The sequence below is a fragment of the Pseudomonas sp. P1.8 genome, from assembly GCF_001269805.1.
In the GTDB taxonomy this organism is placed as follows: Bacteria; Pseudomonadota; Gammaproteobacteria; order Pseudomonadales; family Pseudomonadaceae; genus Aquipseudomonas.
On sequence record NZ_LHVM01000010.1, the window covers coordinates 261942 to 288299 of the forward strand.

Consider the following 26358-nt stretch of genomic DNA (forward strand, 5'->3'; position numbering starts at 1 on the left):
GCACTTTGTTACAACCGGTCAATGACTGCATTTGAATGCCTGCCAGATTTCTTTGCTTCTGTGCCGTCATCCAGCTTTGCTGACGGATGGCGCAATGGCAAGCAGACAAAGTGTGGGGCCAATGGGCCGCAAGTCATTGCTTCGCGTTAATAGGAAGCATTACTATTCGCGCCCCGTCCTCACAGCACACTGCAATGACCCTCAAGTTGCCCCGCAGACACGGCTTTTTCGAGCATTACGAAGAGTTGGTTGGCACCTGGACCCGTCGCCTGAGAAATCGTCAGCAGGCCGAGGACCTGGCCCACGACACCTTCGTGCGTGTGCTCGAGTCGGATTCGGCGAAGGTGGAGCAACCACGGGCGTATCTGCACCAGACCGCGCGCAATATCGCGGTCGATGGTTATCGGCGCGAGGATCGACGGGGCGCCATGGAGTCCGAGGCGATTGATCTCAGTGAGTCGCCCAACGGCGACCCGGAGCATTTCATGCAGGCGATCCAGTTGGCCGACTCCATCGAACGGGCGCTCACCGAGCTGCCGGTCAATTGCCGCAAGGTGTTTGTCTGGCAGAAAATCGAAGGCCTGACCCAGGCTGAAATCGCCGAACGCCTGGGACTGTCAAAGAACATGGTGGAAAAGTATATGATCCGCACGCTGCGGCATCTGCGCGACCGCCTTGAAGGACTGCAATCATGATATGCGGTGGCTTGTGTAGGCACTGGCGAAGCCTGCGATCTTTTGGCGGCATTGAAATCGCTGAAGATCAAAAGATCGCAGCCTTCGGCAGCTCCTACGCCCTTACGCGGCGTGAATTCCCTTACCCAGCCAAACAGGAACTTCCATGATGGATACTCGTGATTGTGCGTGCGGGAAAACAACGGTTCGCGATGAGGCGGCGCAGTGGTTTGTGCGGTTGCAGGAGCCTGTCGTCGATGTCGATATGCGCCGCCGGTTCCAGGACTGGCTGGACGAACATCCCCAGCACCGAACCGAATTCGATCTGCTCCAGGGTTTGTGGAAAGCCGCCGACCTGGTGCCGGCCGCGCGGTTGCGGGCTTTGTGTGAACCGCCGCCGGAGCGTCGCCAGCGTCGTCCAGTGTTGCGTTACGCGGTGGCGGCGAGTGTTTTGGCTGTGGCCCTCGGGCTGGGGTTGTTCAGTGGATTGAATCGCCCAACCCCTTACACCGCCGAGTTTTCCACAGCCTTGGGCGAGCGGCGTCAAGTGGCATTGCCGGATGGCTCGGTGGTCGACCTCGACAGCCGCAGCCGGATTCAGGTGCGCTTTGAAGAGGATCGTCGCAGCGTCGAGTTGGCCGAAGGCGAAGCGATGTTCAGCGTTCAGCACGACACCAGCCGGCCCTTTGTGGTCGAGGCCGGGAGCGGCATGGTCACGGTCACCGGTACGCGCTTCGATGTGCGCCGAGGCAACAGCGATACCCGGGTTGTCGTGGAGCAGGGCACCGTCAAGGTTCAGGGACGTGAAGCCGCCGACAGTGATTTCATCAATCTCACTGCAGGCCTTGGCACCCATGTCGACACCCAAGGCAAGGTCGCGGCCGCTTACGCGGTCAACCCGGCCGAACTCACGGCCTGGCGCAGCGGCAAACTGGTGTTCAACAACGCCAGCCTGGCCGACGTCGTGGAGCAGGTCTCGCGTTATCGCCAGAAGCCACTGAAGGTCGGCAACCCGGCGGTGGGCAATCTGCGCCTGACCAGCGTGTTCAAATCCGACAACACCGACGCGCTGCTCAAGGCCTTGCCGAACATCCTGCCGGTGGCCGTGCACACCCTCGATGACGGCAGCCAGGAAATAATCTCAAAATAAAATTCAGGTTTTTTTCGAGTTCATCGTCTTCCTGTTCAACTGCAACTGGTTTGCATTAACAATGCGCACACTCTTGCGATCCACAGGACTACGTTCGACGTGAAGAAATCCACCGCTAAAAACAACAAACCCACCTGGTTGCCCTTGGCCCTTGCGCTGGCGGTCAACTTCGCGCTGCCTCAGGCCTATGCTGGCGAAGCGATCCACATTGCGGCGCAACCGCTGGGGCAGGCCTTGAGCCAGTTGGGCCAGCAGACTTCGCTTCAGGTGTTTTTCAGCCCTGATCTGGTGGCCGGCAAGCAGGCGCCGGCGGTGGACGGTAATATTTCTCCGGAAGAAGCGCTGCGTCAGCTGCTGCAAGGCAGCGGATTGCAATACCAGATCGATGAAGGCTCAGTGACTTTGATGCCGGTAACGACCTCGGCGGCCAACGGTCCACTGGAACTGGGCGTGACTGACATCAAAGTGGTTGGTGACTGGCTCGGCGATGCCGATGCCGCTGTGGTGCAAAACCATCCGGGCGCACGGACGGTGATTCGCCGCGAGGCCATGGTCGAGCAGGGCGCGATGAACGTCGGCGACGTGCTCAAGCGCGTTCCGGGCGTGCAGGTGCAGGACGCCAACGGCACCGGTGGCAGCGACATTTCCCTGAACGTGGGCGTGCGCGGCCTGACGTCGCGCCTGTCGCCACGCTCCACCGTGCTGATCGACGGCATCCCGGCGGCGTTTGCGCCTTACGGCCAGCCGCAACTGTCCATGGCGCCGATTTCCTCGGGTAACCTCGACAGCATCGACGTGGTACGTGGCGCCGGCTCCGTGCGCTACGGGCCACAGAACGTTGGCGGCGTGATCAACTTCGTGACCCGTGCGATTCCGCAGCAAGCTTCTGCGGAAATCGGCACCACAATGGAAACCTCCCAGCACGGTGGCTGGAAGCACATCGACACCGCGTTCATGGGCGGCACCGCCGACAACGGCATGGGGGTGGCGCTGTTGTACTCAGGCGTGAACGGCAACGGCTACCGTGAAAGCAACAACGGCAACGACATCGACGACGTGATCCTCAAGACCCACTGGGCGCCCACTGATTACGACGACTTCAGCCTCAATTTCCACTACTACGACGCCAAGGCCGACATGCCCGGCGGCCTGACCCAGGCGCAGTACGACGCCGATCCGTTCCAGTCTGTGCGTGACTACGACAACTTCAGCGGCCGCCGCAAGGATGTGTCGTTCAAGTGGACGCGGCAGATCGATGATCGCACCCAGGCCGAAGTGCTGACTTACTACACCGACAGCTTTCGCGGCAGCACCATCGCCGCCCGTGACCTGAAGACCCTCAGTTCTTACCCGCGCACCTATTACACCTTCGGTATCGAGCCTCGCGTGTCGCACATTTTTGACGTGGGCCCGACCACCCAGGAAGTCAGCGTCGGTTATCGCTATTTGAAAGAGGGCATGCACGAGGAGGCCAGCCGTGTGGCACTGGTCAACAACGAGCCCGTCGTGCGTCCGGGTTCGGACGGCCATGTCTATCAGGACCGCACAGGGGGCACCGAGGCCAATTCGATCTACATCGACAACAAGATCGACGTGGGCAACTGGACTGTTACGCCGGGTATTCGCTTCGAGCACATCAGCACCGACTGGCATGAGCGTCCGGTGCTCGACACCGCCGGAAAACCGGTGCAGGAGAAGAAGCGCAGCATCGAAAGCAACGAGCCACTGCCAGCCCTGAGCGTGATGTATCACATGTCCGAGGCCTGGAAACTTTTCGCCAATTACGAGACTTCGTTCGGCGCCCTGCAGTATTTCCAGTTGGGTCAGGGCGGTATCGGCGACAACACGGCTAACGGCCTGGAGCCGGAAAAGGCCAAGACCTATGAAATCGGTACGCGCTACAACGATGACGTGTGGGGCGGCGAAGTGACGCTGTTCTACATCGACTTTGACGACGAGCTGCAATACATCAGCAACGACGTGGGCTGGACCAACCTGGGCGCGACCAAGCACCAAGGCATTGAAGCGTCCGTGCATTACGACATGGCCGCGCTGAACCCGATGCTGGACGGCCTCACCGCCAATGCCGGTTTCACCTACACCCGCGCCACCTACGAAGGCGATATTCCGGGCTTCAAGGGCCGTGACCTGCCGTTTTACTCCCGGCAAGTGGCCACCGCAGGCCTGCGCTACGACATCAACCGCTGGACCTACAACCTTGATGCATTCGCTCAGTCCAAGCAGCGCTCGCCGGGCACCGGCGTGAACGCTGACGGCAGCTTCAATGGGAACTACATCACCGAAGGCACGGCTGACGGTCAATTCGGCGACATCCCGGGGTACGTGCTCTGGAACGCCCGGGCCGGCTATGACTTCGGCCCGCAGGTGTCGAACCTGAAACTCGGCGCGGGTGTGAAGAATATCTTCGACAAGCAGTACTTCACCCGCTCCAGCGACAACAACTCGGGCATGTACGTCGGCGCGCCGCGCACGTTCTTTGTGCAGGCCAGTGTCGGATTCTAAAAGCCTTCGCCCGCTCCCTCAGGTGTACACAGTTCCTTGTGGCGGGCTTGCCCGCGAAGACGGCTTAACAGCCGACGAAAATGTTGGCTGACCCACCGCTTTCGCTGGCAAGCCAGCTCCTACAGTCGCCCGGGGTGTGAGCAGGTTTGGATTGCGACACAGATCCCTTGTAGGAGCCGGCTTGCCGGCGAAGCTTTTCAGACTTTCAACACCTTCCCGCCAACCGCCACCGCCACCAACAACAACGCCATCAAGGCAAAGGCAAAACTCAAGCTGCTGCCATGGGCGATGAAGCCGATCAGCGCCGGCCCCGCCAGAATGCCTGCATAACCCAGCGTAGTAATGGCTGGCACGGCAATGCTCTCAGGCATGACGGTCTGTTTGCCCACGGCCGTGTACAGCACCGGCACAATGTTCGAGCAGCCGGCCCCCAGCAGTGCATAACCCACCAGAGCGGCTTCCCAGTTCGGCGTGAAGGTGGCCAACAGCAGTCCTGCCGCAGCAATCAACCCCCCGAACACCATCACCCGCGTCGCGCCCAGGCGTCGCACGATCTTGTCTCCGGTTAAACGCCCGGCGGTCATGGTCAGGGCAAACGCCGCGTAACCCAGCCCCGCATAAGCGGTGTCGATGCCGCGTTCCTGCGCCAGGAACACCGCACTCCAGTCCAGTGCCGCGCCTTCGGCAAGGAACACGATGAAGCACATCCCGCCGATAAACAGCACGATCCCGTGGGGAACGGCAAATGCCGGCCCCGAGCTTTCGCTGCCATAGGGCAGCATGTGCGGGACCGCTTTGGTCAGCGCGATCAGCAACACCACGATCACCACCAGCGTTGCGCCCAGCGGTGAAAGGCCGAGGCCGAGCAGGGCGCTGACGCCCGCAGCGCCGACGATCCCGCCCAGGCTGAACAAGCCATGGAAGCCCGACATCATGTTCTTGCCACTGGCGCGCTCGACGATCACCGCTTGCAGGTTGACCGTAGAATCCACCGTGCCGAGTCCCGCGCCGAACATGAACAGCGCCGCGATCAATGCCGGAATCGACGACACCGTCGCCAGCAGTGGCAGTGCGGCGCAGATCAGCAATGTTCCACCGGTCGCCACCCGCCGACAGCCGAAGCGCGTCGCGAGGATTCCGGCCAGCGGCATTGCCAGAATCGAACCCACGCCAAGGCACAACAGCAACAGCCCCAGGGTGCCTTCATCCAGTGCGGCCCGGGTCTTGGCATAAGGCACCAGCGGCGCCCACGCGGCGATACCGAACCCGGCGATAAAAAACGCGATGCGCGTGGACATCTGTTCCAGGCGCCCGGGAACGAATGTGGTCTGGGTGTTGAGGCTGGTCATATCAATCCTTGGCAAAAAACGTCGCGTTCCCAAGGGACAGGGATTGAACGGCGAGGTTCGATCTCTGTCCGGGCGGTTTCGCGGTGATACAGGGCGACATCGTTGCACAGCCGCCGTCTGTTTCGCGATATGTTGAGGCCATTCAATGACACGTAGGGGGCGTCATGGCGCAAAGATACGATGCACGGGGCAATATCTACATCGTGGTGGCGCCTGATGAATTGCGCCGCCAGGGAATCGATTTGCCCGACCACGCCAGCGATGCAGCGCAGTCGCGTGAAACCTGGGCGCTGGCCGCCATCGAGGCTTGCTGTGGCTGGGCTCCCGGCACGCAACCGGCCGGTGCCAAGGAACATCGCAGCGATGGTTTGCTGGTCGGACCGTTTCAAAACGCGTCACCCTTCGATCTGCTGATCGTCAACACCGATGGGACCTTCGCTGAACGCAGTGGCAACGGGCTGACGATTTTCTCCCAGGCCCTCAGCGATCAAGGGTTGTTGAACGAAGGCTGTGAACTCAGGGTTCATCACGACAAGGCCGATACGCCGTCACCGGGGCAAACCTCGGTGAAAGCCGCCCAGGTCGACGGCGTGAACGGTTTCTGGCTTGATCTGGGCCGACCGGGTTTCGGGCCGACGGCGGTCAGTGCCCATGGGGTTGAAACAGTGCTGTTGAACGGTCGCGAACTCAGCCACGTTGAACAGTTGTCGGCGCTCAACGGTGCCTGGTCGTGCAGTCAGTTCGCGCGGGTTGGCAATCCCCATTGCGTGACGCTGGTGGAAAGTGCCGATGATCTGCCGAGCAACGAGCAGATGCGCGAGCCGGCACTGGGTGAGGGGCTGACACGGATTGCCTACGCCATGCCGGTCGGTGCAGGCAAACCGTGTCCGGCGGGAATCAACCTGCAATGGGCAATGCGCTTGTCCGAAGGGCACATCGCCGCGCGGGTATTCGAGCGGGGCGAGGGGCCGACGGCATCTTCGGGGACCAGCGCCAGCGCGGTGGCCTGTGCGGCCTGGCGGGTGGGCTGGGTCAGCGCGGGTGAGATCAAGGTGACGATGCCGGGCGGTACGGCGCCGATTTTGCTGGAAGAGGAGCGGGGGGAGTTGAGTCGGGTCAGCCTGTTTGGTACGGCCCGAATGAGTGATTGACCTGGAGTTTGCTATCGCGAGCAGGCTCGCTCCTACAGTGGATGTGTGTCAGTCACAAAACCTGTAGGAGTGAGCATGCTCCGGGCGGCGATCCGACGATGGGGCCAGCCCAGTCAATGCATAGCTCAGCTCAAACCACTGAACTCCACCACCGGCATCGTCCGTTTCATCAACACCTTGCCATCGCGCACTGAATACAGGGGCAAACCCTGGCTGCGAATAACTTCATAGTCGCTGTCGGCGGACAGAATCAGCAGGTTCGCCGGACGCCCGCGCTCCAGTCCGTAACGCTCGCCCAGGGCCATGGCCTTGGCACTGTTGTCGGTCACCAGGTCCAGCGCGCTTTGCAAATTGCGGTAACCGAGCATGTGACAGATGTGTAAGCCCGCTTCGAGCACCCGCAGAATGTTGCCGTTGCCCAGCGGGTACCACGGGTCGACGATCGAGTCCTGGCCGAAGCACACGTTCATCCCCGCTTCCAGCAGCTCGTTGACTCGCGTCACGCCCCGGCGCTTCGGGAAGTTGTCGAAGCGGCCTTGCAGGTGGATGCTTTCGGTGGGGCAGGAGACAAAGCTGATTCCCGAATGCCCGAGCAGGCGAAACAGCTTGGCGCAGTAGGCGTTGTCATAAGAGCCCATGGCCGTGGTGTGACTGGCGGTGACCCGCGAACCCATATCGCGGCTGCGAGCCTCTTCGGCCAGCACTTCAAGAAAACGTGAATGCGGGTCGTCGGTTTCGTCGCAATGCACATCCACCAGGCAACCGCTGCGCTCGGCCAGGTCCATGAGGAACTTCACCGAGCTCACGCCCTGATCCCGGGTGTACTCGAAGTGCGGGATGCCGCCGACCACGTCTGCACCCATGCGGATCGCTTCTTCCATCAGTTCACGGCCATTGCGGTACGACTCGATGCCTTCCTGGGGAAACGCGACGATTTGCATGTCGACCAGGTGCCGGTTTTCCTCGCGCACCTCGAGCATGGCTTTGAGCGCCGTCAGTTGTGGGTCGGTGACGTCGACGTGAGTGCGCACGTGCTGGATGCCATGGGCGGCGAGGCTCTGGATGGTTTTACGGGCGCGGGTCTTGGTGTCTTCCTCGGTGATCGTCACCTTGCGCTCACCCCAGCACTCGATGCCTTCGAACAACGTACCACTCATGTTCCAGCGCGGTTCGCCGGCGGTCAGGGTCGCGTCGAGGTGAATGTGCGGCTCGACAAACGGCGGCACCACCAGGTTGCCGCCGGCATCCAGATCTTCGGGCCCCAGGGTCGGGGCCTCCGTCTGGCGGGCGATGCTGCTGATCAGGCCGTTCTCCAGGTACAACTCATGCAGGCCTTCCTGGTTGCGCAGACGGGCGTTGATGATGTGCATGAGATGAGTCCTTTTGGAAGATCGTGTAGTCGATACGTTATCCCGACTACGGCGTTCCCCGCCAGTGACATTGATCACTGTAGAACGACTGTGGGAGCGAGCCTGTTCGCGATAAGCGTTTGTCTGTCACATTGATGTTCAATGTGCCGACGCTATCGCGAGCAGGCTCGCTCCCACAGGGATATTGCGTTTGTTTGCCGGGTTATTCGCCGCGATAGATGCAACCGCTGGTGCACGTCTCGTGGATGCGGATCGCGCTGAGTTCGGGCAACAACGGCTTGAGTTCTGCCCAGATGAATTTGGCCAGCACTTCGCTGGTCGGGTTTTCCAGGCCGGGGATGTCGTTCAGGTAGTTGTGGTCGAGGCGCTCGTACAGCGGCTTGAAGATCGCCTTGATCTCCGAGAAGTCACGAATCCAGCCAGTGTGAGGATCGAGATCGCCGCTCAGGTGAATCGCCACTTTGAACGAGTGACCGTGCAGGCGCCCGCACTTGTGGCCGTCCGGTACGTGGGGCAGGCGGTGGGCGGATTCGAACGTAAATTCCTTGAAGATTTCCACAGTGTTTTCAGCTCTGTTGAGGTGGCGTCGCCGCAGCGATTCGGGCAGGTGGCGAGTTTAACAGCTTGTCCTGACTAAAGGGTCAGCAAGCGCTCGCCAAGTCGACCGTTGGCGGCCAGTTCGAGGAACTCGTCACCCAGGCGACGGCTTTCATCCATCGTCACGCGCCAGTATTTCTGCCGGCTCGGGGCATCGCCCATGAAACGCTTGAAGTCATTACGGTCCGGCAGTTTGCCGTAGGGCAGGCGCGCCAGGTATTCCTTCGAAGGCGCCAGCAACAGCACATTCTGCAAGCGCTTGGGGCAGGCGCGGCGCCACGGCAGGGTCTTATCGAACCAGCCGGGTACGACCCGGTCGGTGAAGTGCGGATAGAGCACGATGTCTTTGCCGCTGTAGGGCAGGTCGAGGTGATAGTCCAGCAGACCGCCGTCGCGAAACGTGCCCGCGCCGGCACCTGGCAGGTCGCGCACGCCTTCCATCACCATCGGAATCGAGCCTGAGGCCAGCAGGGCCTGGCGCAGGTTGCCGGTGTTGAGGGCGATGAAGCGCGAGGGAAAGTCGTTCAAGGCCTCAACCGGTGGTGCCCGTCGCGGGTCATGGAGGATCAGGCGTTCGAAGTGTCGGGCCAGGCGGGCGCGACCGCGCAGGTTGTCGGCGATCACGGATGAAAGGCCCAGGCCCAGTCGGCCGCGATGATCGTCCGCGAGCAAACCGTGGCTTTTGACCACCATGATGTTCAGCCGGTAATCGTTGTTGTCCAGGATCGCAGCATCGCGGCCCTCAAGCAGGTCATCGAGCATGCGCTGCGAACTCAAGCTGATCTGCGCCATGGTCACGCCTTTGGCGAAGTTCTGCTCGGTATACAACTTCCCGAGACGGCGGATGCCTTCGGCGGCGTCCGGCAGGCAGGCGCTGGCGAAGCGCCAGGAACCCACCGAGGCACCGATCAGTGAACGCTCCCGTGGCGCCGACGGCAGCCATTCACCGAACAGCGCCAGGTCCAGACCTTGAATCCCCAGTGCCTTCGGCCCGCCCGCCGCGCCGGGCAGGGTGCCGACGTCGGCAGCGTTCAGGCCGTTTTCACGGATGCGCGCCAAGGCACGAGGACCGGCCTTGAGCGTCAGGGAGGGAAACTTGATGTGGATGGCGGTCATACCGGTCTCTGTGTCTGTGCAGGAGCAGCCGAAGGCTGCGATCTTTGGAGGTTTCGCCTGACGACTCAAGTGAATTCGAGAAAAAGATCGCAGCCTGCGGCAGCTCCTACAGGTTTTGCGGGGTGGCCAATGATGGCCATTCAGTTTCAATTAAGTTCACCCAGTTAACGTGGCTCGCGTACGCAACACCGAAAAGAATATGGAGATACCCATGAAAACCCTGACTGCCCTGTTCACCGCGTCCGTCATCGGCCTGACCGTCAGTGTCGCCCATGCTCGCGACCTCGGCCCCGATGAAGCCCTGAGATTGCGCGACGCTGGTACCATTGTGTCTTTCGAGAAGCTCAACGCCACCGCACTGGCCAAACACCCAGGCTCGACCGTGACTGAAACCGAACTGGAAGAAGAGTACGGCAAGTACATCTATCAGGTGGAGCTGCGCGATCCGCAGGGCATTCACTGGGATGTGGAATTAGACGCGGTCAGCGGGCTGGTACTCAAGGATCATCAGGATTCGTAATGAAGGTGTTTTTTTCCAAGCGATGTGCCGGCGCTCGAATCGCCCTGGTGCTTCTGGCGTTTTGCTCGGTGGTGATGGCCCGCGACCTGGATCAGGACGAAGCTTTGCGCCTGCGTCAGCAAGGCGTGATCCTGCCGCTGGAACAATTGCTGCAACAGGCACTGGACCGCTACCCCGGCGCGAAACTGCTGGAAGCCGAGCTTGAAGAGAAACACGACGTCTACATTTATGAAGTCGAGTTACTGACCACCGAAGGCGTGGTCCGTGAACTGGACATCAACGCCACCACCGGCCAACTGATCAAAGACAAGGAAGATTGACCGATGCGTTTGCTTCTGGTGGAAGACCATGTCCCCCTGGCCGATGAACTGTTGGCCGGCCTCAACCGTCAGGGCTACGCCGTGGACTGGCTGGCCGACGGGCGCGATGCGCTGCATCAGGGCAGCACCGAACCCTACGACCTGATCATCCTCGACCTCGGTTTGCCGGGGGTGCCGGGGCTGGACGTGCTGGCGCAATGGCGGGCGGACGGACTGGCGACGCCGGTGCTGGTCCTTACCGCACGCGGCTCCTGGGCGGAACGTATCGAAGGTCTCAAGGCTGGCGCCGACGATTACCTGACCAAACCCTTCCATCCCGAAGAGCTGCACTTACGCATTCAGGCCCTGTTGCGCCGCTCCCACGGCCAGGCCAACCAGCCGACCCTCAAGGCCGCCGGGTTGCATCTGGACGAAGGTCGCCAGTGCGTTGTCCGCGACGGCGCCGACATTCAACTGACAGCCGCGGAATTCCGCCTGCTGCGTTATTTCATGCTGCACCCGGAGCAGATCCTCTCCAAAAGCCATCTCGCCGAGCATCTTTATGATGGCGAAACCGAGCGCGACTCCAATGTGCTGGAAGTTCACGTTAACCATCTGCGGCGCAAACTTGGCAAAAGCGTGATCGAAACCCGTCGTGGCCAGGGTTATCTGTTCGGTGGGCTGGCTCAGTGAGATCAATCCAGCGGCGCTTGAGTCTGGGTCTGATCAGCGTGATGGTGATCGTCGGCCTGGTGCTGGCGCAATCGAGTTCATGGCTGTTCGAAATGGGGTTGCAGCGCTACCTCGAAGCCGGGCTGCGCAACGACAGCGAAAGCCTGCTGGTGGCGCTGGTGCGTGGGCCGCAAGGCTTGCAGCTGGATGAGCGGCACTTGTCCCCGGCCTACCAGCGGCCATTTTCCGGGCATTACTTCCGCATCGATTTCGCCGACAACCATTGGCGTTCCCGCTCATTGTGGGATCAGGAGTTGCCAAAACTCGATCAGCCGGGCTTGCACAGCAATCTGCAACTGGGGCCGGAAGGGCAGCAGTTGCTGGTGTTGCGCACTGACTACCGGCGCCTTGGCCAGTCGATTTCGATCAGCGTCGCCCAGGATTACACGCCAGTGCGCGAGAGTTTCCGGCGCATGCAGCAACTCGGTCTGGCCCTCGGACTGGCAGGGCTGGTGCTGATTCTGCTGCTGCAACGGTTCACCGTGCGCCGCGCTTTGCGACCGCTGGAAAAGGCCCGCGAGCAGATTGCCCAGTTGCAACAGGGCCAGCGTTCGCAACTCGATGATCAAGTGCCGGTGGAGCTGGAACCGCTGGTGGCGCAGATCAACCATTTGCTGGCGCACACCGAGGACAGTCTCAAGCGCTCGCGCAATGCCTTGGGCAATCTCGGTCACGCCCTGAAGACACCGCTGGCGGTGTTGTTGAGCCTGGCCTCCAGCGAGCAACTCGACGCTCACCCACAACTGCGCAAAGTCCTCCAGGCGCAACTGGAGCAAGTCCAGCAACGGCTCAATCGCGAGCTCAACCGGGCGCGGCTGTCCGGCGATGCGCTGCCGGGCGCGCTGTTTGATTGCGACGCCGAACTGCCGGGGTTGCTCGCGACCTTGAACATGATCCATGGCGAACACCTGGCGCTGAGCTACCGGGCGCCGGCCGGATTGCAGTTGCCGTGGGATCGCGAAGACTTGCTGGAGCTGCTGGGCAACCTGCTGGATAACGCCTGCAAATGGGCGGATGCCGAAGTGCGTTTGAGCGTTGTCGAGACGACTGATGGGTTTGAACTCAGCGTTGAAGACGACGGGCCGGGCATCCCCGAAGACCGTCGAGATCAAGTCTTCAGTCGCGGTGCGCGGCTGGATGAGCAAACCGATGGGCATGGGTTGGGGTTGGGTATCGTGCGCGACATCGTCGATACCTGGGGCGGCCGGTTATCGCTGGTGGAGAGCGAGTGGGGTGGGTTGAAAGTGGCTATCGAGTTGCCAAAACGCGGCTGAAGCCGCACCGCAAAACCTGTAGGAGCGAGCTTGCTCGCGATGGCGGTCTGACCGTCACATCAATGTCGAATGTGCCGACGCTATCGCGAGCAAGCTCGCTCCTACAGTGAACTGTGTTGTGCCAGGTTCAGGTGTGATGAATCTCCCGATCCTTGGTTTCAGGCATGAAGAAAATCCCCAGCACGGCCGTCATCACCGCGATGACGATCGGATACCACAGGCCGTAGTAGATATCCCCCGTGGCCGCCACCATGGCAAACGCCACCGTCGGCAGAAAGCCACCGAACCAGCCGTTGCCGATGTGATAAGGCAGTGACATCGAGGTGTAGCGGATGCGCGCCGGGAACAGTTCCACCAGCCAGGCAGCAATCGGCCCGTAGACCATGGTCACGTAGATCACCAGGATGGTCAGGAGCAGCAGCACCATCGGATAGTTGGTTTTCGCCGGATCGGCCTTCTCGGGATAACCCGCTTCCTTGAGCGCTGTGGCGAGGGTCGCGGTAAAGGCGTCGTTTTGGGTCTTGAAGTCGGCGGCCGGCATGCCGGTGCCCTCGAAACTCTGGATCACTTTCTCGCCAATGCGCACCTGCGCCACGGTGCCCGGCTCGGCGCTCACGTTCTTGTAGGGGATGGCCCGTTTGGCCAGTATGGTCTTGGCCAAGTCGCAGGAACTGGTGAATTTGGCCTTGCCCACCGGGTCGAACTGGAAGGAGCACTGATCGGGGTTGGCGACCACCGTGACCGGGTTCTTCTCCTGCGCGATGAATACATCGGGATTACCGTACTGAGTCAGCGCATGGAAGATCGGGAAGTAGGTCAGGGCCGCGATGATGCACCCGGCCATGATGATGCCCTTGCGACCGATGCGGTCGGAGAGGCTGCCGAATATCACAAAGAACGGCGTGCCGATCAGCAGCGAGCCGGCAATCAGCAGGTTCGCGGTCTGCGGGTCGATCTTCAGCGTCTGCAACAGGAAGAACAGCGCATAGAACTGCCCGGTGTACCAGACAACGGCCTGGCCGGCGGTGCCGCCGAGCAGGGCCATGATGACGATCTTCAGGTTATCCCAGCGGGCGAAGGATTCGGTCAACGGTGCCTTGGACGACTTGCCTTCGGCCTTCATTTTCAGGAACACCGGCGACTCGTTGAGCTGCAAGCGGATGTACACCGAGACGATCAGCAACAGGATCGACAGCAGGAAAGGGATGCGCCAGCCCCAGGCTTCAAACGCTTCTGTGCCCAGAACGGTGCGGCAGGTGAGGATCACCAGCAGCGACAGAAACAGGCCCAGGGTCGCGGTGGTCTGAATCCATGAAGTGAAAAACCCCCGTTTGCCTTTGGGCGCATGTTCGGCCACATAAGTCGCCGCGCCGCCGTACTCACCGCCCAGCGCCAGACCTTGCAGCAAGCGCAGGGTGATCAGAATGACCGGGGCCGCCACGCCGATGGTCGCGTAGCCGGGCAGCAAGCCCACCACCGCCGTCGATACGCCCATGATCACAATGGTGATGAGGAAGGTGTGTTTGCGGCCGATCATGTCACCCAGGCGCCCAAACACAATCGCCCCGAAAGGCCGGACGGCAAAGCCTGCGGCGAAGGCGAGCAGGGCGAAGATGAAGGACGTGGTCTCGTTGACGCCGGCGAAGAAGTGCTTGGCGATGATCGCGGCGAGTGAGCCGTACAGGTAAAAGTCGTACCACTCGAACACGGTGCCCAAGGACGAGGCGAAGATGACCTTGCGCTCCTCCTTGGTCATCCCTCGGTTGGGCGTGCTGCCCGTGGTTGTATTGTCGATTGCCGCCATGAGTGTTCTCCGTGGTTCTTGTTTTAGGCCGGAGCACCTCTCAATTGTTGCCGCACCCTGGCCCTGGGGCTGATGTCATCGGATTACCAGTCTTGCAGACAAGTGACGCCTCGGAACGTTGCAAGGTTCCTAGAAGCTTAATCAGGTTCTGGTAGATATCCACTCGCCATCATTGAGTGCGGACAAAAACCTGAAGGAGCGAGCTTGCTTGTGGAAATCGTCAACAATACCGCGGGGAATCTGACTCCCCGCGGCGCCCTCGGGTTTTTCGCGAGCAGGCTCGCTCCTACAGGGGATGTTTTTGCGGGTGCTTAAACGCGGAACTGATCCATCAAACTCTGCTGCTGATTGGCCAGACTGTTGAGCGACTGGCTGACCCGCGCCGATTCGTTGGCCTGGCCGGACAAAGACTCGGTCACGTCGCGAATGGTCGCCACGTTGTTGTTGATTTCCTCGGCCACCGCGCTTTGTTCTTCGGCGGCGCTGGCGATCTGCATATTCATGTCGTTGATCACCGTGACTGCGTCACCGATCTGGCGCAGCGCCGTCACGGCCTGGCCGACTTGCTCGACGCTGCCCTGGGCCTGGCGATGGCTGTTGTTCATCGAACCCACCACCTCCTGAGTGCCGCTTTGCAGTTGCTCGATCACCACGCGGGTTTCTTCCACGGACTCCTGGGTTCGTCGCGCCAGATTGCGCACTTCGTCGGCCACAACGGCGAATCCGCGGCCGGCTTCTCCGGCCCGGGCCGCTTCGATCGCGGCGTTGAGTGCCAGCAGGTTGGTTTGTTCGGCGATGGCGCGGATCACTTCCAGCACTGAGCCGATTTTTTCGCTGTTGGCTGCCAGGCCTTCGACCTGGACCATCGCCGCGCTCATGTCGGCGGCGAGGTTGTCGATGCTGGCGGTGGTGCGGTCGATCACGGTCAGGCCCTGGCGCGTCGCCTGATCGGCGTCGCGGGCGGCGTGGGCGGCTTGCGCGGCGCTGCGGGCGACATCCTGGGCGGTGGCACTCATTTCGTGGGACGCGGTCGCGACCTGATCGACCTGACGGTACTGCTGCTCCATGCCGGCGCTGGTCTGGGTGGCAATGGCGGAGGACTGGTCAGCGGTGTCACGTGCGTCCTGAACCGAGCGTTTGACGTCGGCAATGATCGGTTGCAGTTTGTCGAGGAAACGGTTGAACCAGCCGGCCAACTGGCCCAGTTCATCCTGCTTGTCATAGGCCAGGCGGCGAGTCAGGTCTCCTTCGCCGCTGGCGATGTCTTCGAGCATGTGCGCGACGCCGAGGATCGGCTTGGTGACGCTGCGAGCCATTAACCACACCATCAACAATCCGATCAGCGCCGCGAGCACGCCCAGGCCAAGTTCCATCAGGGTGCCGGCGGTGTTGCTTTCATCCAGTTGCTTTTTCAGCACTTGCGCGGGACCGACCAGGACCTTCTCCGGTACGTCGAGCAGCACGCCCCAGGATTTTCCGCCCGGAATCGGCTGGAACGGCGCCAGTACTTTCAGTTGGTGATTGCTGTGCAGGCTGGTGGTTGTGCTGCTGGCGGTGAGCAGGCGCAGCAGCTCGGCACCGCTGGTCCTGTCGACGGTATCCAGGCGCTGGCTGAGCTTGCCGGCGTCGGGGCTGTAACCGGCCAGTAAACCGGCGGGACTGATGATGCTGACGTTGGTCTGGCCGTCGTAAAGTTTTTTACTCGCGCTCTGACTGAGGGTTTGCAGGCTGTTGAGGTTGATGTCCACCGACAGCGAGGCAATGACTTTGCCGTTGACCAACAACGGGAAGACGATGCTGGTCATCAGCACGTTCTGGCCGTCGATCTCATAGAAGTAAGGTTCGATCACGCACGGCTTGAGCGTTGTGCGTGGGCAGGTGAACCAGGCGTTGGCCGCTTCGCCGCTGGGGCCGGTGCGGGTGTCGGCCATGTCCGATTCCGGCAGCGCCATCGACGTCACTTTTCCTGGCGTTGGCTGTGACCAATACAGGGCAAAACGGCCCTTGTCATTGCTGCCCAGTTCGGCCTGGCCGCTGAACAGTTCGTCCTTGCCGTCCAGCCCATTGGGTTCGAACACCAGCGACAGGCCGAGCAGTTCCGGATTGGCTTGCAGGGCCGACTTGACCTGGCGGGTCAGGTCTTCACGCAGGTCGAAGGCATCGAGGAAGCGTTTTTCGGCTTGATCACGCAAAAACAACACCTGCCGTGAAAAGCCATGGCCGTACTGATAGGCGTCCATGAATTGTTGGCGAATGCCCAGCGCCTGGTTTTCGCCCTGGGACTCGATCCGCGCCTGGGCCGCGTCGGTCAGCATCTCCATGCTCGAGGCTTTCACCAGCGCAGAGCTGTGCTCCATGCGATACAGCGAAAGACCCACCAGCAGGGTCACGACACCGGCCAGGCAGAGCCCGGTCAGCAGGGTGATTTTCCATTGAATGGAAAGTTGTCTGAGCGACATGGAGGCGTCCTTTATTCGATAAATATCTGAGACTTTGCACTGTAACGGCCGTCATCCGGCTTTCTTTATGCCGTCCCTCGAATATCCCATCTCCCCCCGTAGGAGCTGCCGCAGGCTGCGATCTTTTGATGTCAATTCTCTGGATACCGCTAAAGATCAACAGATCGCAGCCTGCGGCAGCTCCTACGAGGATTGGGTTGGCTTTGACACCGCGTGCACTCTGCGGCAAAGTGCGCGCCCTCTAATAAAACCCATTATTCAATCCGCTGGCGGCTCACGCAGACTGCCGGCCGGACTCTTTTCGCTTGCCCAGAGGTAACGATGATTAATGCAGTAATTGCCGCGGTTGGCGTCATGCTGGTCCTCAGCCTGTCCCGCGTGCATGTGGTGATCGCGCTGATCGTCGGCGCGCTGGTGGGCGGCCTGACCGGTGGCCTGGGTATCGAGGCGACCCTCAAGGCATTCAACGGTGGGCTGGGCGGTGGCGCGACAGTTGCGTTGTCCTACGCCTTGCTTGGTGCGTTTGCGGTGGCCATTGCCAAGTCCGGGCTGGCCCATGCACTGGCCGACAAAGCCCTGGCGATGGTTGACCGCCAGCACGCAACGGGCGGCGGCCAGGTCAAGTGGCTGTTGATCGGTTTGCTCTGGGTGGTGGCCATCGCCTCGCAGAACATCTTGCCGATACATATCGCCTTTATCCCGTTGCTGGTGCCGCCGCTGTTATACGTGCTGACCAAGCTGCAACTGGACCGTCGCCTGATCGCCTGCGTCATGACCTTCGGTCTGATTACGCCTTACATGTTCCTGCCGGTTGGCTTCGGCAACATCTTTCTCAATGAAATCCTGCTGGCCAACGTCGCCCGCAGCGGTGTCGACATCAGCGGGATCAACGTGACTCACGCCATGGGCATCCCGGCACTGGGCATGGTGGCGGGCCTGTTGATCGCTTTCATCAGCTACCGCAAAAAACGCGTTTATGACCTGGCGAAAATCGAGCAGGTCGAACAGGTGGCGGTGCAGTACAACCCGCTGAGCCTGATTGTCGCCGGCGTGGCTATCGCCGCGGCGTTCATCATTCAGCTGCTGCTGGACTCGATGATCATCGGCGCGCTGGCCGGGTTCCTGATTTTCTCGGTCTCGGGCATCGTGAGGTGGCGCGACACCGACGATCTGTTCACCGAAGGCATGAAGATGATGGCGATGATCGGTTTCATCATGATCGCCGCCTCGGGGTTTGCCGAAGTGATGAAAGCCACAGGTGACGTTCAGACGCTGGTCGAGTCGTCGGCTTCGTACATTGATCACAGCAAAGGCATGGGTGCCTTGTTGATGTTGCTGGTGGGTTTGCTGGTGACCATGGGCATCGGCTCGTCGTTCTCCACCGTGCCGATTCTGGCAGCGATCTTCGTGCCACTGTGCGTGCAACTGGGCTTCAGTCCGTTGGCGATCGTGTGCATTGTCGGCACCGCCGGCGCGCTGGGCGATGCCGGTTCGCCCGCTTCGGATTCGACCCTCGGCCCGACCTCCGGCCTGAACATCGACGGTCAGCACCACCACATCTGGGACACCGTGGTCCCGACATTCCTGCACTACAACCTGCCATTGCTGGCGTTCGGCTGGGTGGCCGCGATGGTCCTGTAACCCGGTTCCACCTTGCAGGAGCGAGCTTGCTCGCGATGGCGGTGAAACCGTCAGCAGCTAATTCGCTGACAGACCGCAATCGCGAGCAAGCTCGCTCCTACAGGTATGTGCATAGCCGTCAGGGTCTGTCCCAATACGGAATGTCTCCAAAACACGCCACAAAAAAATCGATCACCGTCCTGACCTTCACCGACAAGCGTCGGCTGCCCGGCCAGAGCACGGCGATCTGTTGCGGTTCAAGACTGTTGGATACCTGATAGTCCTCCAGCACCGGTACCAACGTGCCGTCTCGTACCGCCTCGCCAATCAGCCATGACGGAAACATCACCAGCCCCAGGCCTTGTTCGGCGGCTTGGGTCAGTGTGTCGGCGTGGTTGCCGGTGATCGGGCCTTTTACCGAATACGCCGTCCATTCCTGAGCCTGGCGGAAAAACCAGCGTTGCTGCCCGGTCGCGCCTTTGTAGGCCAGGCAATGGTGAGCGAGGAGGTCGCTGGGGTGTTGTGGCGTGCCGTGACGTTCAAGGTACGCGGGGCTTGCCGCCACCTGAAAACGATGGGGGGCCAGAATCCGCGCCTGCATGCTCGAGTCGTGCAGCGGACCGATGCGAAACAACAGGTCGGCGCCTTCTTGCAGTGGGTCAACGTAATGGTCGGTCTGTTGGATATCCAGCTGCAGTTTCGGGTAGCGCTCACACAACTGGCCCAGCCACGGTGTCAGGTGCCGTTGGCCGAAAACCACCGGCGCATTAATGCGCACCAGTCCGCTGGGTTCGCTTTGCTGCTCTTGCAGCGCCTGTTCGGCTTCCTCTAATTGCACCAGCACCAGTCGTGCATGTTGACCGAGCACGCGCCCCGCTTCGGTGGGGGTCACGGCGCGGGTGTGGCGGTAGAGCAATTGCTGGTTCAGGGCCTGTTCCATCAACTGGATTTGTCGAGAGATCGAAGAGGGCGCCAGGCCCTCGCGGCGCGCCACTTCGGAAAAACTGCCCTGATCGAGCACCGCGACGAACAGCCGAAGTGCCTTGAATCCCAGTTCATTGAAGCCGTGCATAAACATTCCTGCTGTGCGAGTTACGCAAAAGTGTTGTCAGGATGCTCCCATTTATCGCACAGCTATGCCAATCGATAATGCGCGCCATTGTTCACTTCCTCAGGAATTTCCCATGCAGTCTTCTTCATCCATTGAGGTCGACACGTTGCCCGCAACGGCCGTCAAACCCGGTCTGCGCTTATTGCTGTTGCCACTGGTGATCCTCGCCGGCATGGGGTTGTCGGTAGAGGCCGGGTTGCTCGGGCCTCTTGGGGTTCAGGTTGGGCATCTATGGGCCACGTTGAGCATTTTTGGTGTTGGCTCGGCGATTCTGTTTTTACTGTTGCTGTTCAGCGGTCCGCAGCGCGGTCCAGCCTTCAGTGAATTGCCGCGCTGGCAATTGATTGGCGGATTCCTCGGGCCGATGTACGTGGTGGTGCTGACCTTGGCCACGCCCCATATCGGCATCGCGATGACCATGATTGCGATCCTGTCCGGGCAAGTCGGCAAAAGTGTGTTGATCGACCACTTCGGCTGGTTCGGCGCCCCCCGGAAAAAGGTCAACGCTGAACGTTGGCTAGCCTTGCTGCTGATTGTCGCGGCTCTTGTCCTGATTGCTCGGGGTTGATGATGAACCTGATTATTTTGTTGGCTGTGGTGGTTGCGGCCGGTGCGGTGTTGAGTGTGCAGGCGGCGATCAATGGGCGACTGGGTGAAACGGTCGGTGTATTGCGAAGCAGTTTGCTGACCTTTGTGGTGGGCGCCGTGAGCACCGGGTTGCTGATCCTGTTTGTCGAACCGGCCCATGCGGTGAGCCTGTTGGATGTGCCGAAATGGCAACTCGGCGGGGCGCTGTTCGGCGTGGTTTACATGATGGTAATGGTCGGGGCGGTACCGCGAGTGGGTACAGCGGTGGCGACCGTCGCGGTGATCGTCGGGCAGTTGGGAATGGGTATGCTGATTGACAACTTTGGTTGGCTGGGCAACCCGCCGATTGAATTGTCCGGCAGTCGGATGCTTGCAATGGTGTGCCTTGGCCTGGCCTTGGTGTTCATGTATCGCAGCAGTGTGCGCCAAGTGTGAGTTGGCGCCTGACTTCTACACTGGTACTACGGGTCGCATTGTCGAGACCCCGACGACCACCACCCAGAGGAGTCGACTCCATGACCGATGACCGCACCTGTGACTGTCCGAAATGCAACTGCAAGCTCGGTGAGCATCCGATCGTGCGACATGGCAAGCACTATTGCTGTGAAGCTTGTGCCAAACATCATGAGCACGGTGAGGAATGTGTCCATCAAGGATGCAAGTGTGCTCACTGACCGCCTGAATGAAAGTGGAGCCTGTTCAGGTTCCACTTTTCGACGACTGCCGGGCACTAGTTAGCCGGACGCCACTTGACGTTCTCCACGCCGAATTTCTCCGCCATTGGCTTGCTGGTCTTTTGCACCTTTTCACGGCCAAAGCGAGGGATGCGCCCCACACCCGCATCACAGCTCGCCCAATGCCAGGCGTCCGCGTTGTCCATTTTATCCAGTCGGATAATGAACGACTTGGGCGTGCCATGAAGGGTGTATTCAATGACGAAAAGTTTTGCGCTGTTCATAAAGCCCCTGTTCCTCCCTGTTGTACATAGAAGGATCGTTTGCCACTCGGAAAATTCATTCGGATTTTCAGGCGGTGTCGGTCGCTGGCGGCAAGCGGGGTGCATCGTTACCATGCAGACTCCTTCAGCCCCAATGATTATTGACCATGGCCCTTGCCACGCCACCCGACCTGAGTGACACCGACGTGCCCGTGCAACCGCTGGCGCGCACCTATCCGCGAGGGTTGTTCATCGAGCCCCATGAACATGTCTGGGGACAGTTACTGTATGCCATGAGCGGCGTGATGTGGGTCGAGACGCCGCAGGAAGCGTTTGTGGTCCCGCCCCAGCGAGCCGTCTGGTTGCCACCCGGTATTGCCCACGGCATTCGCGTGGTGTCGGACCTGCAGATGCGCAATATCTACCTGCGCCCGACACTGGCGGCGACGCTCGATGACAGTGTTCAGGTCATCGAGGTCGGCGGCTTGCTGCGCGAGCTGATCGTCGGGCTGGTAGAGCAGGGCGATGACGGTTCACCGGAGTATTACGAGGCGTTGGTTGGCCTGGCGCTGCTGGAGCTCAAGCGGGCGAAGCGCTCACAGCTGAACATCCCGCTGCCGGACGATTCCGACCGACGGCTGATGAATCTTTGCCAGGCCGTCATGGCCGCACCGTCGCTGGACATACCCTTTGAGCAACACGCGCAAAATGCCGGGGCCAGCGTGCGCACCCTGGCGCGATTGTTCAAGGACGGCCTGGGCATGGGCTTCGCCGAGTGGCGGCGACAGGTGCAATTGGTGACAGCGGTGGCCGAGCTGATTCAGGGCGTGCCGGTCAGTGTGATTGCCCGGGAGCTGGGCTACTCGCCAAGCAGCTTCAGCGACATGTTCCGCCGCGAACTGGGGGTCGCGCCTTCGCAGTTTTCCTCGGCGCAACGCCAGGGCTGAAGGTGCCGGCAGGCTGCTTTGGCCGACATCCAGAAGTACTTGGCCGATGCACGCCAGCGCCAGTCTCTAGACTCGGCGCATCCCTGTTTGATGGAAATAGCCATGAAAGCATTGCAGTTCGACAAAACCGGCGACCTCTCGGCCTTGCGCTACGTTGAAGTAGCCACGCCCGTTCCTGGCGCCGATGAAGTATTGGTCGAGATCAAGGCGGCGGGCCTCAATCCCAGCGATGTAAAGAATGTGCTGGGGCGTTTTCCCTACACCACGTTGCCACGCATTCCCGGGCGTGACTTTGCCGGTGTAGTCGTGGCAGGCCCGCAGGCGTTACTGGGTCAGGAAGTTTGGGGCACGGGCCGGGAGCTGGGCTTTTTTGCCGACGGCTCCCATGCGCAGTTCGTCAAACTGCCGGCCAATGGCGTCGCACTCAAGCCTGCGCAGCTGAGTTTCGCCCAGGCCGCCAGCCTTGGCGTGCCTTACACCACGGCATGGGATGCGCTGGAACGCAGCCTGGTAACGACCGGGACGAAGTTGTTGGTGATTGGCGGCGGGGCAGTCGGCAGTGCCGCACTGGCGCTGGCTAAAGTACGGGGAGCCACGGTGTTGGCAGCGGCGCGGCGACCGGAGCAGGTCAAAGACTTGCAGGATCAGGGCTACCAGACGATCCAGCTGGACAAGCCTGAAGACCTTGGCGCGCAGGTCAACGCCGTGTATGCCGGTGGCGCCGAGGTGATTTTCGACACCACCGGTTTCTGGCTGCCCGCATCGGTCGCGGCCCTGGCAACCTTCGGCCGCATCGCGATCATCGCCGCGCCGGTGGACGGGTACGTGCAACTGCCGGCACTGGGGTTGTATCGCAAGGGCGGTTCGGTAGTCGGGACCAACACATTGTTGTATGGCGTGCAGGCTTGCGCGGCGATGCTTGATCAGTTCGGCCAGTTCTTCGATGAGGGCTTGTTGCCGTTGCCGCAAGGATTGCTGGAGTCGCCATTGGCAGAAGGGCTGGAACGTTATGCCGAGGTGAATCAGGGACGCGGGGACAAGGTGATTCTGCTGCCCTGATTTGAACCCTGTGGGAGCGAGCCTGCTCGCGAAAGCGGTGTATCAGGCACATCGATGCTGGTACCGCATTCGCGAGCAGGATCGCTCCCACAAGATGGCGCGGGCGAGCAACGCCTTGGCGTGCCTCGCTCTGCTAGAATCGGCCTCATTGACCCAATGAGGCACCCCTGATGAGCGAGCCGATTCGCCTGACGCAATACAGCCACGGCGCTGGATGCGGTTGCAAGATTTCCCCACAGGTGCTGGAAGTGATTCTGGCCGGCAGCGGGGCGCAGAACCTGGACCCGAAACTCTGGGTCGGCAACGCCTCGCGTGATGACGCCGCGGTCTACTCCATCGATGAAGAGCGCGGCGTGGTCTCGACCACCGACTTTTTCATGCCGATCGTCGACGATCCCTTCGATTTCGGCCGTATTGCCGCCACCAACGCTATCAGCGACATCTACGCCATGGGCGGTGATCCGTTGATGGCGATTGCGATTCTGGGCTGGCCGGTGAACGTGCTGGCACCGGAAATTGCCCGGGAAGTGATTCGCGGCGGGCGTTCGGTGTGCGACGCAGCGGGCATCCCGTTGGCGGGTGGACACTCGATCGACGCACCGGAGCCGATCTTTGGCCTCGCCGTGACCGGCCTGGTGGAAAAGCGCCACATGAAGCGCAACGACACGGCCACTGCCGGTTGCCTGCTCTATCTCACCAAACCCCTGGGCATCGGCATCCTCACCACCGCCGAGAAGAAGGGCAAGTTGCGCAATGCCGACATCGGCCTGGCCCGTGACTGGATGTGCACCCTGAACAAGCCCGGCAGCCGCTTCGGCAAACTCGACGGAGTGACCGCCATGACCGATGTCACCGGGTTCGGCCTGCTTGGCCATTTGGTGGAAATGGCGGACGGCAGCCAGCTCACCGCACGTATCGAATATGACCGCGTGCCACGCCTGCCGGGGGTCGAGTACTACCTCGAACAAGGCTGTGTGCCAGGCGGGACGCTGCGTAATTACGACAGTTATGCCAGCAAGCTCGGCCGTCTTCAGGAGCTGCACAAGCGCGTGCTCTGCGATCCGCAGACCAGCGGTGGCTTGCTGATTGCCGTAACCCCCGAGGGCAACGAGCAGTTCCTCGCGGTGGCTGCCGAACAGGGCCTGAACCTGGAGCCCATCGGCGAACTGGTCGAGCGACAGAGTAACGCGGTCGAGGTGTTTTGATGTTTGCCGACTACACCGATTACCGCGACATCTTTCTCAACGACCGGCCGATGATGGACGCCCGTGCGCCGGTCGAGTTTTCCAAGGGGTCGTTTCCCGGCGTGGTCAACCTGCCGCTGATGAACGATCACGAGCGGCAACGCATCGGCACCTGCTACAAGCAACACGGTCAACAGGCGGCCATTGCGCTGGGGCATCAATTGGTGTCCGGCGAAATCAAGGCCGAACGCCTCCAGGCCTGGACCGAATTTGCCCGGGTGCATCCGGATGGCTATTTGTACTGTTTTCGCGGCGGGCTGCGCTCGCAGATTGTCCAGCAATGGCTCAGGGACGAGGCGGGTATCGATTATCCGCGCATTGGTGGCGGCTACAAGGCCATGCGTACGTTCCTGCTCGACACGCTGGATCAAGCCGTTGCCCAGTGCGATTTCGTCCTGCTGGGCGGCATGACCGGCACCGGCAAGACCGAGGTTCTGACGCAACTGTGCAACGGGTTGGACCTTGAAGGCCACGCCAATCACCGCGGCTCCAGTTTCGGCAAGCGCGCCACCGGACAGCCTTCCAACATCGATTTTGAGAACCGCCTCGCCGTGGACGTGCTGAAAAAGCGTGCCCAGGGCATCGAGCAGTTCGTGCTCGAAGACGAGAGCCGCGCCGTCGGCAGTTGTGCGTTGCCGTTGCCGCTGTATCAGGGCATGCAGCAATTTCCGATGGTCTGGCTGGAAGACAGCCTTGAAGGGCGGGTCGAGCGGATCTTGCGCGATTACGTGGTGGACTTGTGCGCCGAATTCATAAGTGTGCATGGCGATCAAGGCTTTGCGCTGTTCTCTGAGCGCTTGCTGGAGAGCCTGAACAACGTGCAGAAGCGCCTCGGCGGTGAGCGTCATCGACGGATGTTGATCTTGATGGAAGAGGCGTTGGCCGAGCAGGGGCGCAGCGGTGCGGTGGATTTGCACCGGGGCTGGATCGAAGGGTTGCTGAGTGAGTACTACGACCCGATGTATGCCTTTCAACGGGAGAAGAAGGGTGCGCGGATCGAGTTCGCCGGGGAGCGCACGGCGGTGCTGGAGTATTTGCGGGAGCGGGGCAGCCAACGGGGGTGATGGTGTTCTACCGACCTCGTCGCGGGCTCGCTCGAGATGAGGCCCACTCAAGCAATGCAAAAACTCAGGTAGGGCAAGTCTCCTGCCCATTGTTCAGCCCTTGCTGATAGGTACGGCTCTCCAGGCTGGCCTTGCCGTTGTGCCAGGTCAGGGTGAGCACATACAGCGAGTCATAGTCGCTGGATTCCCAGTCCTCGGTGATCTTCATCTTTTTGCCCACGGCGTCACCTGCAACCTTGTTGATCAGCTCCGGCAGGTAACCGTGGGACCAAGCGGTGTAAATGACCGAGTTGTGATACTTGTCGTGCAGCAGTTCATCGGCCAGGTCACTGGTGTCATTGGCCGAGAATTTGATGTTCACCGGCAGGCCAAGCTTGATGGCGCTGGGGCTGATGGTCATCAGCGGGCGGATATAGCTATAGGAGTTGTCCAGCTCTCCTTCCTCGACGTTGCGTGTCGGGTTCGCGGCGAACACGTAGTCGGCCTTGCCGAATTTTTCCGGGAGCAGGGTGGCCAGGTCGATGGCGCGGTTCAGGCCTTGGCAATTAAGCTGGCCGAGACCGCCGGCGGGCTTCTCGCCATGACGCAGGAACACCAGCGTCTGCGTGCCATCCATCGGTTGGGCGCGGGTATGGCTGGATTCCAGCGACAGAAACACCGCACTGACCGCCAACAAGGTGGGAAGCACAATATAGGCGCGATGTTTGAGACGTTTGGCGAATTTCAGCGGGTTCATCATCGAAAAGGGTTCTTCAGCGCAATTCGGTTAA

General features: G+C 60.9%; 25 protein-coding genes and 1 pseudogene. 16 read left to right on the plus strand and 10 right to left on the minus strand.

Annotation, left to right across the window (positions count from 1 at the left end):
- The first annotated feature begins 194 nt into the window (after nucleotides 1-194).
- The 3 genes from AD668_RS09725 to AD668_RS09735 all read left to right on the plus strand — a co-directional run bounded on the left by AD668_RS09725 (nucleotide 195) and on the right by AD668_RS09735 (nucleotide 4347).
- On the plus strand, nucleotides 195-695 hold the full coding sequence (locus tag AD668_RS09725; protein WP_053157620.1) for a sigma-70 family RNA polymerase sigma factor: 501 nt from the start codon (nucleotides 195-197) through the stop codon (nucleotides 693-695).
- Between the two features lie 145 nt (nucleotides 696-840).
- The gene (locus AD668_RS09730) at nucleotides 841-1824 is read left to right on the plus strand and encodes a FecR family protein (RefSeq protein ID WP_053157623.1); all 984 of its coding nucleotides are present in this window, start codon (nucleotides 841-843) and stop codon (nucleotides 1822-1824) included.
- Nucleotides 1825-1923: 99 nt separating this feature from the next.
- Nucleotides 1924-4347 carry a TonB-dependent receptor gene (locus AD668_RS09735; protein WP_053157626.1) on the plus strand — a complete coding sequence of 808 codons (2424 nt, stop codon included), beginning with the start codon at nucleotides 1924-1926 and terminating at the stop codon, nucleotides 4345-4347.
- A gap of 197 nt (nucleotides 4348-4544) precedes the next feature.
- On the opposite strand, the gene AD668_RS09740 is transcribed toward AD668_RS09735, so the two are convergent.
- On the minus strand, nucleotides 4545-5696 hold the full coding sequence (locus AD668_RS09740; RefSeq protein WP_053157629.1) for an MFS transporter: 1152 nt from the start codon (nucleotides 5694-5696) through the stop codon (nucleotides 4545-4547).
- A gap of 164 nt (nucleotides 5697-5860) precedes the next feature.
- Here AD668_RS09740 and AD668_RS09745 point away from each other — a divergent pair, with 164 nt between their 5' ends.
- Nucleotides 5861-6847: a DeoR family transcriptional regulator gene (locus AD668_RS09745; RefSeq protein ID WP_053157632.1), complete on the plus strand. Its 987-nt coding sequence runs from the start codon at nucleotides 5861-5863 to the stop codon at nucleotides 6845-6847.
- Nucleotides 6848-6972: 125 nt separating this feature from the next.
- Here the strand turns inward: AD668_RS09745 and codA are convergent, their stop codons facing one another.
- The 3 genes from codA to AD668_RS09760 form a co-directional block, all read right to left on the minus strand.
- On the minus strand, nucleotides 6973-8217 hold the full coding sequence (codA, locus tag AD668_RS09750; RefSeq protein ID WP_053157635.1) for a cytosine deaminase: 1245 nt from the start codon (nucleotides 8215-8217) through the stop codon (nucleotides 6973-6975).
- Nucleotides 8218-8419: 202 nt separating this feature from the next.
- A complete protein-coding gene (gene queD, locus AD668_RS09755; protein ID WP_008056290.1) occupies nucleotides 8420-8776 on the minus strand; it encodes a 6-carboxytetrahydropterin synthase QueD in 357 nt (118 codons plus the stop codon).
- Between the two features lie 74 nt (nucleotides 8777-8850).
- Nucleotides 8851-9930: a hypothetical protein gene (locus AD668_RS09760; RefSeq protein WP_053157638.1), complete on the minus strand. Its 1080-nt coding sequence runs from the start codon at nucleotides 9928-9930 to the stop codon at nucleotides 8851-8853.
- Nucleotides 9931-10141: 211 nt separating this feature from the next.
- Between AD668_RS09760 and AD668_RS09765 the strand changes: the two genes are divergently transcribed.
- The 4 genes from AD668_RS09765 to AD668_RS09780 are packed head-to-tail and all read left to right on the plus strand — an operon-like array spanning nucleotide 10142 to nucleotide 12755.
- Nucleotides 10142-10450, plus strand: coding sequence for a PepSY domain-containing protein (locus AD668_RS09765; RefSeq protein ID WP_053157641.1), 309 nt, complete (start codon nucleotides 10142-10144; stop codon nucleotides 10448-10450).
- Nucleotides 10450-10770, plus strand: coding sequence for a PepSY domain-containing protein (locus AD668_RS09770; protein WP_053157644.1), 321 nt, complete (start codon nucleotides 10450-10452; stop codon nucleotides 10768-10770). The genes AD668_RS09765 and AD668_RS09770 overlap by 1 nt, the downstream gene beginning before the upstream one ends.
- Nucleotides 10771-10773: 3 nt before the next feature.
- Nucleotides 10774-11442: a response regulator transcription factor gene (locus AD668_RS09775; RefSeq protein ID WP_053157647.1), complete on the plus strand. Its 669-nt coding sequence runs from the start codon at nucleotides 10774-10776 to the stop codon at nucleotides 11440-11442.
- A complete protein-coding gene (locus AD668_RS09780; RefSeq protein ID WP_053157650.1) occupies nucleotides 11439-12755 on the plus strand; it encodes a sensor histidine kinase in 1317 nt (438 codons plus the stop codon). The genes AD668_RS09775 and AD668_RS09780 overlap by 4 nt, the downstream gene beginning before the upstream one ends.
- Nucleotides 12756-12882: 127 nt before the next feature.
- Here the strand turns inward: AD668_RS09780 and AD668_RS09785 are convergent, their stop codons facing one another.
- From AD668_RS09785 to AD668_RS30315, 3 genes and pseudogenes are all read right to left on the minus strand, one after another.
- Nucleotides 12883-14559: an MFS transporter gene (locus AD668_RS09785; RefSeq protein WP_053157653.1), complete on the minus strand. Its 1677-nt coding sequence runs from the start codon at nucleotides 14557-14559 to the stop codon at nucleotides 12883-12885.
- A 311-nt stretch (nucleotides 14560-14870) separates the two neighbouring features.
- Nucleotides 14871-15626 (minus strand): methyl-accepting chemotaxis protein, encoded by a 756-nt coding sequence (locus tag AD668_RS30310; protein ID WP_371259782.1) that lies wholly within the window; start codon nucleotides 15624-15626, stop codon nucleotides 14871-14873.
- Between the two features lie 102 nt (nucleotides 15627-15728).
- Nucleotides 15729-17018: pseudogene (locus tag AD668_RS30315) on the minus strand (HAMP domain-containing protein); the annotation flags it as partial.
- 324 nt (nucleotides 17019-17342) lie between these two features.
- On the opposite strand from AD668_RS30315, the gene AD668_RS09795 reads away from it, so the two are divergent.
- Nucleotides 17343-18659: a Na+/H+ antiporter family protein gene (locus tag AD668_RS09795; RefSeq protein WP_172681816.1), complete on the plus strand. Its 1317-nt coding sequence runs from the start codon at nucleotides 17343-17345 to the stop codon at nucleotides 18657-18659.
- Nucleotides 18660-18777: 118 nt separating this feature from the next.
- Here the strand turns inward: AD668_RS09795 and AD668_RS09800 are convergent, their stop codons facing one another.
- Complete coding sequence (locus AD668_RS09800; RefSeq protein WP_053157662.1) at nucleotides 18778-19710, minus strand: LysR family transcriptional regulator; 933 nt, start codon at nucleotides 19708-19710, stop codon at nucleotides 18778-18780.
- A 112-nt stretch (nucleotides 19711-19822) separates the two neighbouring features.
- Here AD668_RS09800 and AD668_RS09805 point away from each other — a divergent pair, with 112 nt between their 5' ends.
- From AD668_RS09805 to AD668_RS28685, 3 genes are all read left to right on the plus strand, one after another.
- Complete coding sequence (locus tag AD668_RS09805; protein ID WP_053157665.1) at nucleotides 19823-20317, plus strand: DMT family transporter; 495 nt, start codon at nucleotides 19823-19825, stop codon at nucleotides 20315-20317.
- Nucleotides 20317-20772 carry a DMT family transporter gene (locus AD668_RS09810; protein ID WP_172681813.1) on the plus strand — a complete coding sequence of 152 codons (456 nt, stop codon included), beginning with the start codon at nucleotides 20317-20319 and terminating at the stop codon, nucleotides 20770-20772. Before AD668_RS09805 ends, AD668_RS09810 begins: the two co-directional genes overlap by 1 nt.
- A gap of 80 nt (nucleotides 20773-20852) precedes the next feature.
- A complete protein-coding gene (locus AD668_RS28685) occupies nucleotides 20853-21011 on the plus strand; it encodes a metallothionein (protein WP_082344443.1) in 159 nt (52 codons plus the stop codon).
- A gap of 56 nt (nucleotides 21012-21067) precedes the next feature.
- Here the strand turns inward: AD668_RS28685 and AD668_RS09815 are convergent, their stop codons facing one another.
- Nucleotides 21068-21295 carry a DUF6555 family protein gene (locus AD668_RS09815; RefSeq protein ID WP_053157668.1) on the minus strand — a complete coding sequence of 76 codons (228 nt, stop codon included), beginning with the start codon at nucleotides 21293-21295 and terminating at the stop codon, nucleotides 21068-21070.
- A gap of 146 nt (nucleotides 21296-21441) precedes the next feature.
- Between AD668_RS09815 and AD668_RS09820 the strand changes: the two genes are divergently transcribed.
- From AD668_RS09820 to mnmH, 4 genes are all read left to right on the plus strand, one after another.
- Nucleotides 21442-22221, plus strand: a complete 780-nt coding sequence (locus tag AD668_RS09820; protein ID WP_053157670.1) for a helix-turn-helix domain-containing protein — start codon at nucleotides 21442-21444, stop codon at nucleotides 22219-22221.
- A gap of 102 nt (nucleotides 22222-22323) precedes the next feature.
- Nucleotides 22324-23280 carry a zinc-binding alcohol dehydrogenase family protein gene (locus AD668_RS09825; RefSeq protein ID WP_053157673.1) on the plus strand — a complete coding sequence of 319 codons (957 nt, stop codon included), beginning with the start codon at nucleotides 22324-22326 and terminating at the stop codon, nucleotides 23278-23280.
- 170 nt (nucleotides 23281-23450) lie between these two features.
- The gene (gene selD, locus AD668_RS09830) at nucleotides 23451-24485 is read left to right on the plus strand and encodes a selenide, water dikinase SelD (RefSeq protein WP_053157676.1); all 1035 of its coding nucleotides are present in this window, start codon (nucleotides 23451-23453) and stop codon (nucleotides 24483-24485) included.
- A complete protein-coding gene (gene mnmH, locus AD668_RS09835; protein ID WP_053157679.1) occupies nucleotides 24485-25588 on the plus strand; it encodes a tRNA 2-selenouridine(34) synthase MnmH in 1104 nt (367 codons plus the stop codon). The genes selD and mnmH overlap by 1 nt, the downstream gene beginning before the upstream one ends.
- Before the next feature lie 64 nt (nucleotides 25589-25652).
- On the opposite strand, the gene AD668_RS09840 is transcribed toward mnmH, so the two are convergent.
- Nucleotides 25653-26324 (minus strand): histidine phosphatase family protein, encoded by a 672-nt coding sequence (locus AD668_RS09840; protein ID WP_371259783.1) that lies wholly within the window; start codon nucleotides 26322-26324, stop codon nucleotides 25653-25655.
- Nucleotides 26325-26358 lie beyond the last annotated feature (34 nt).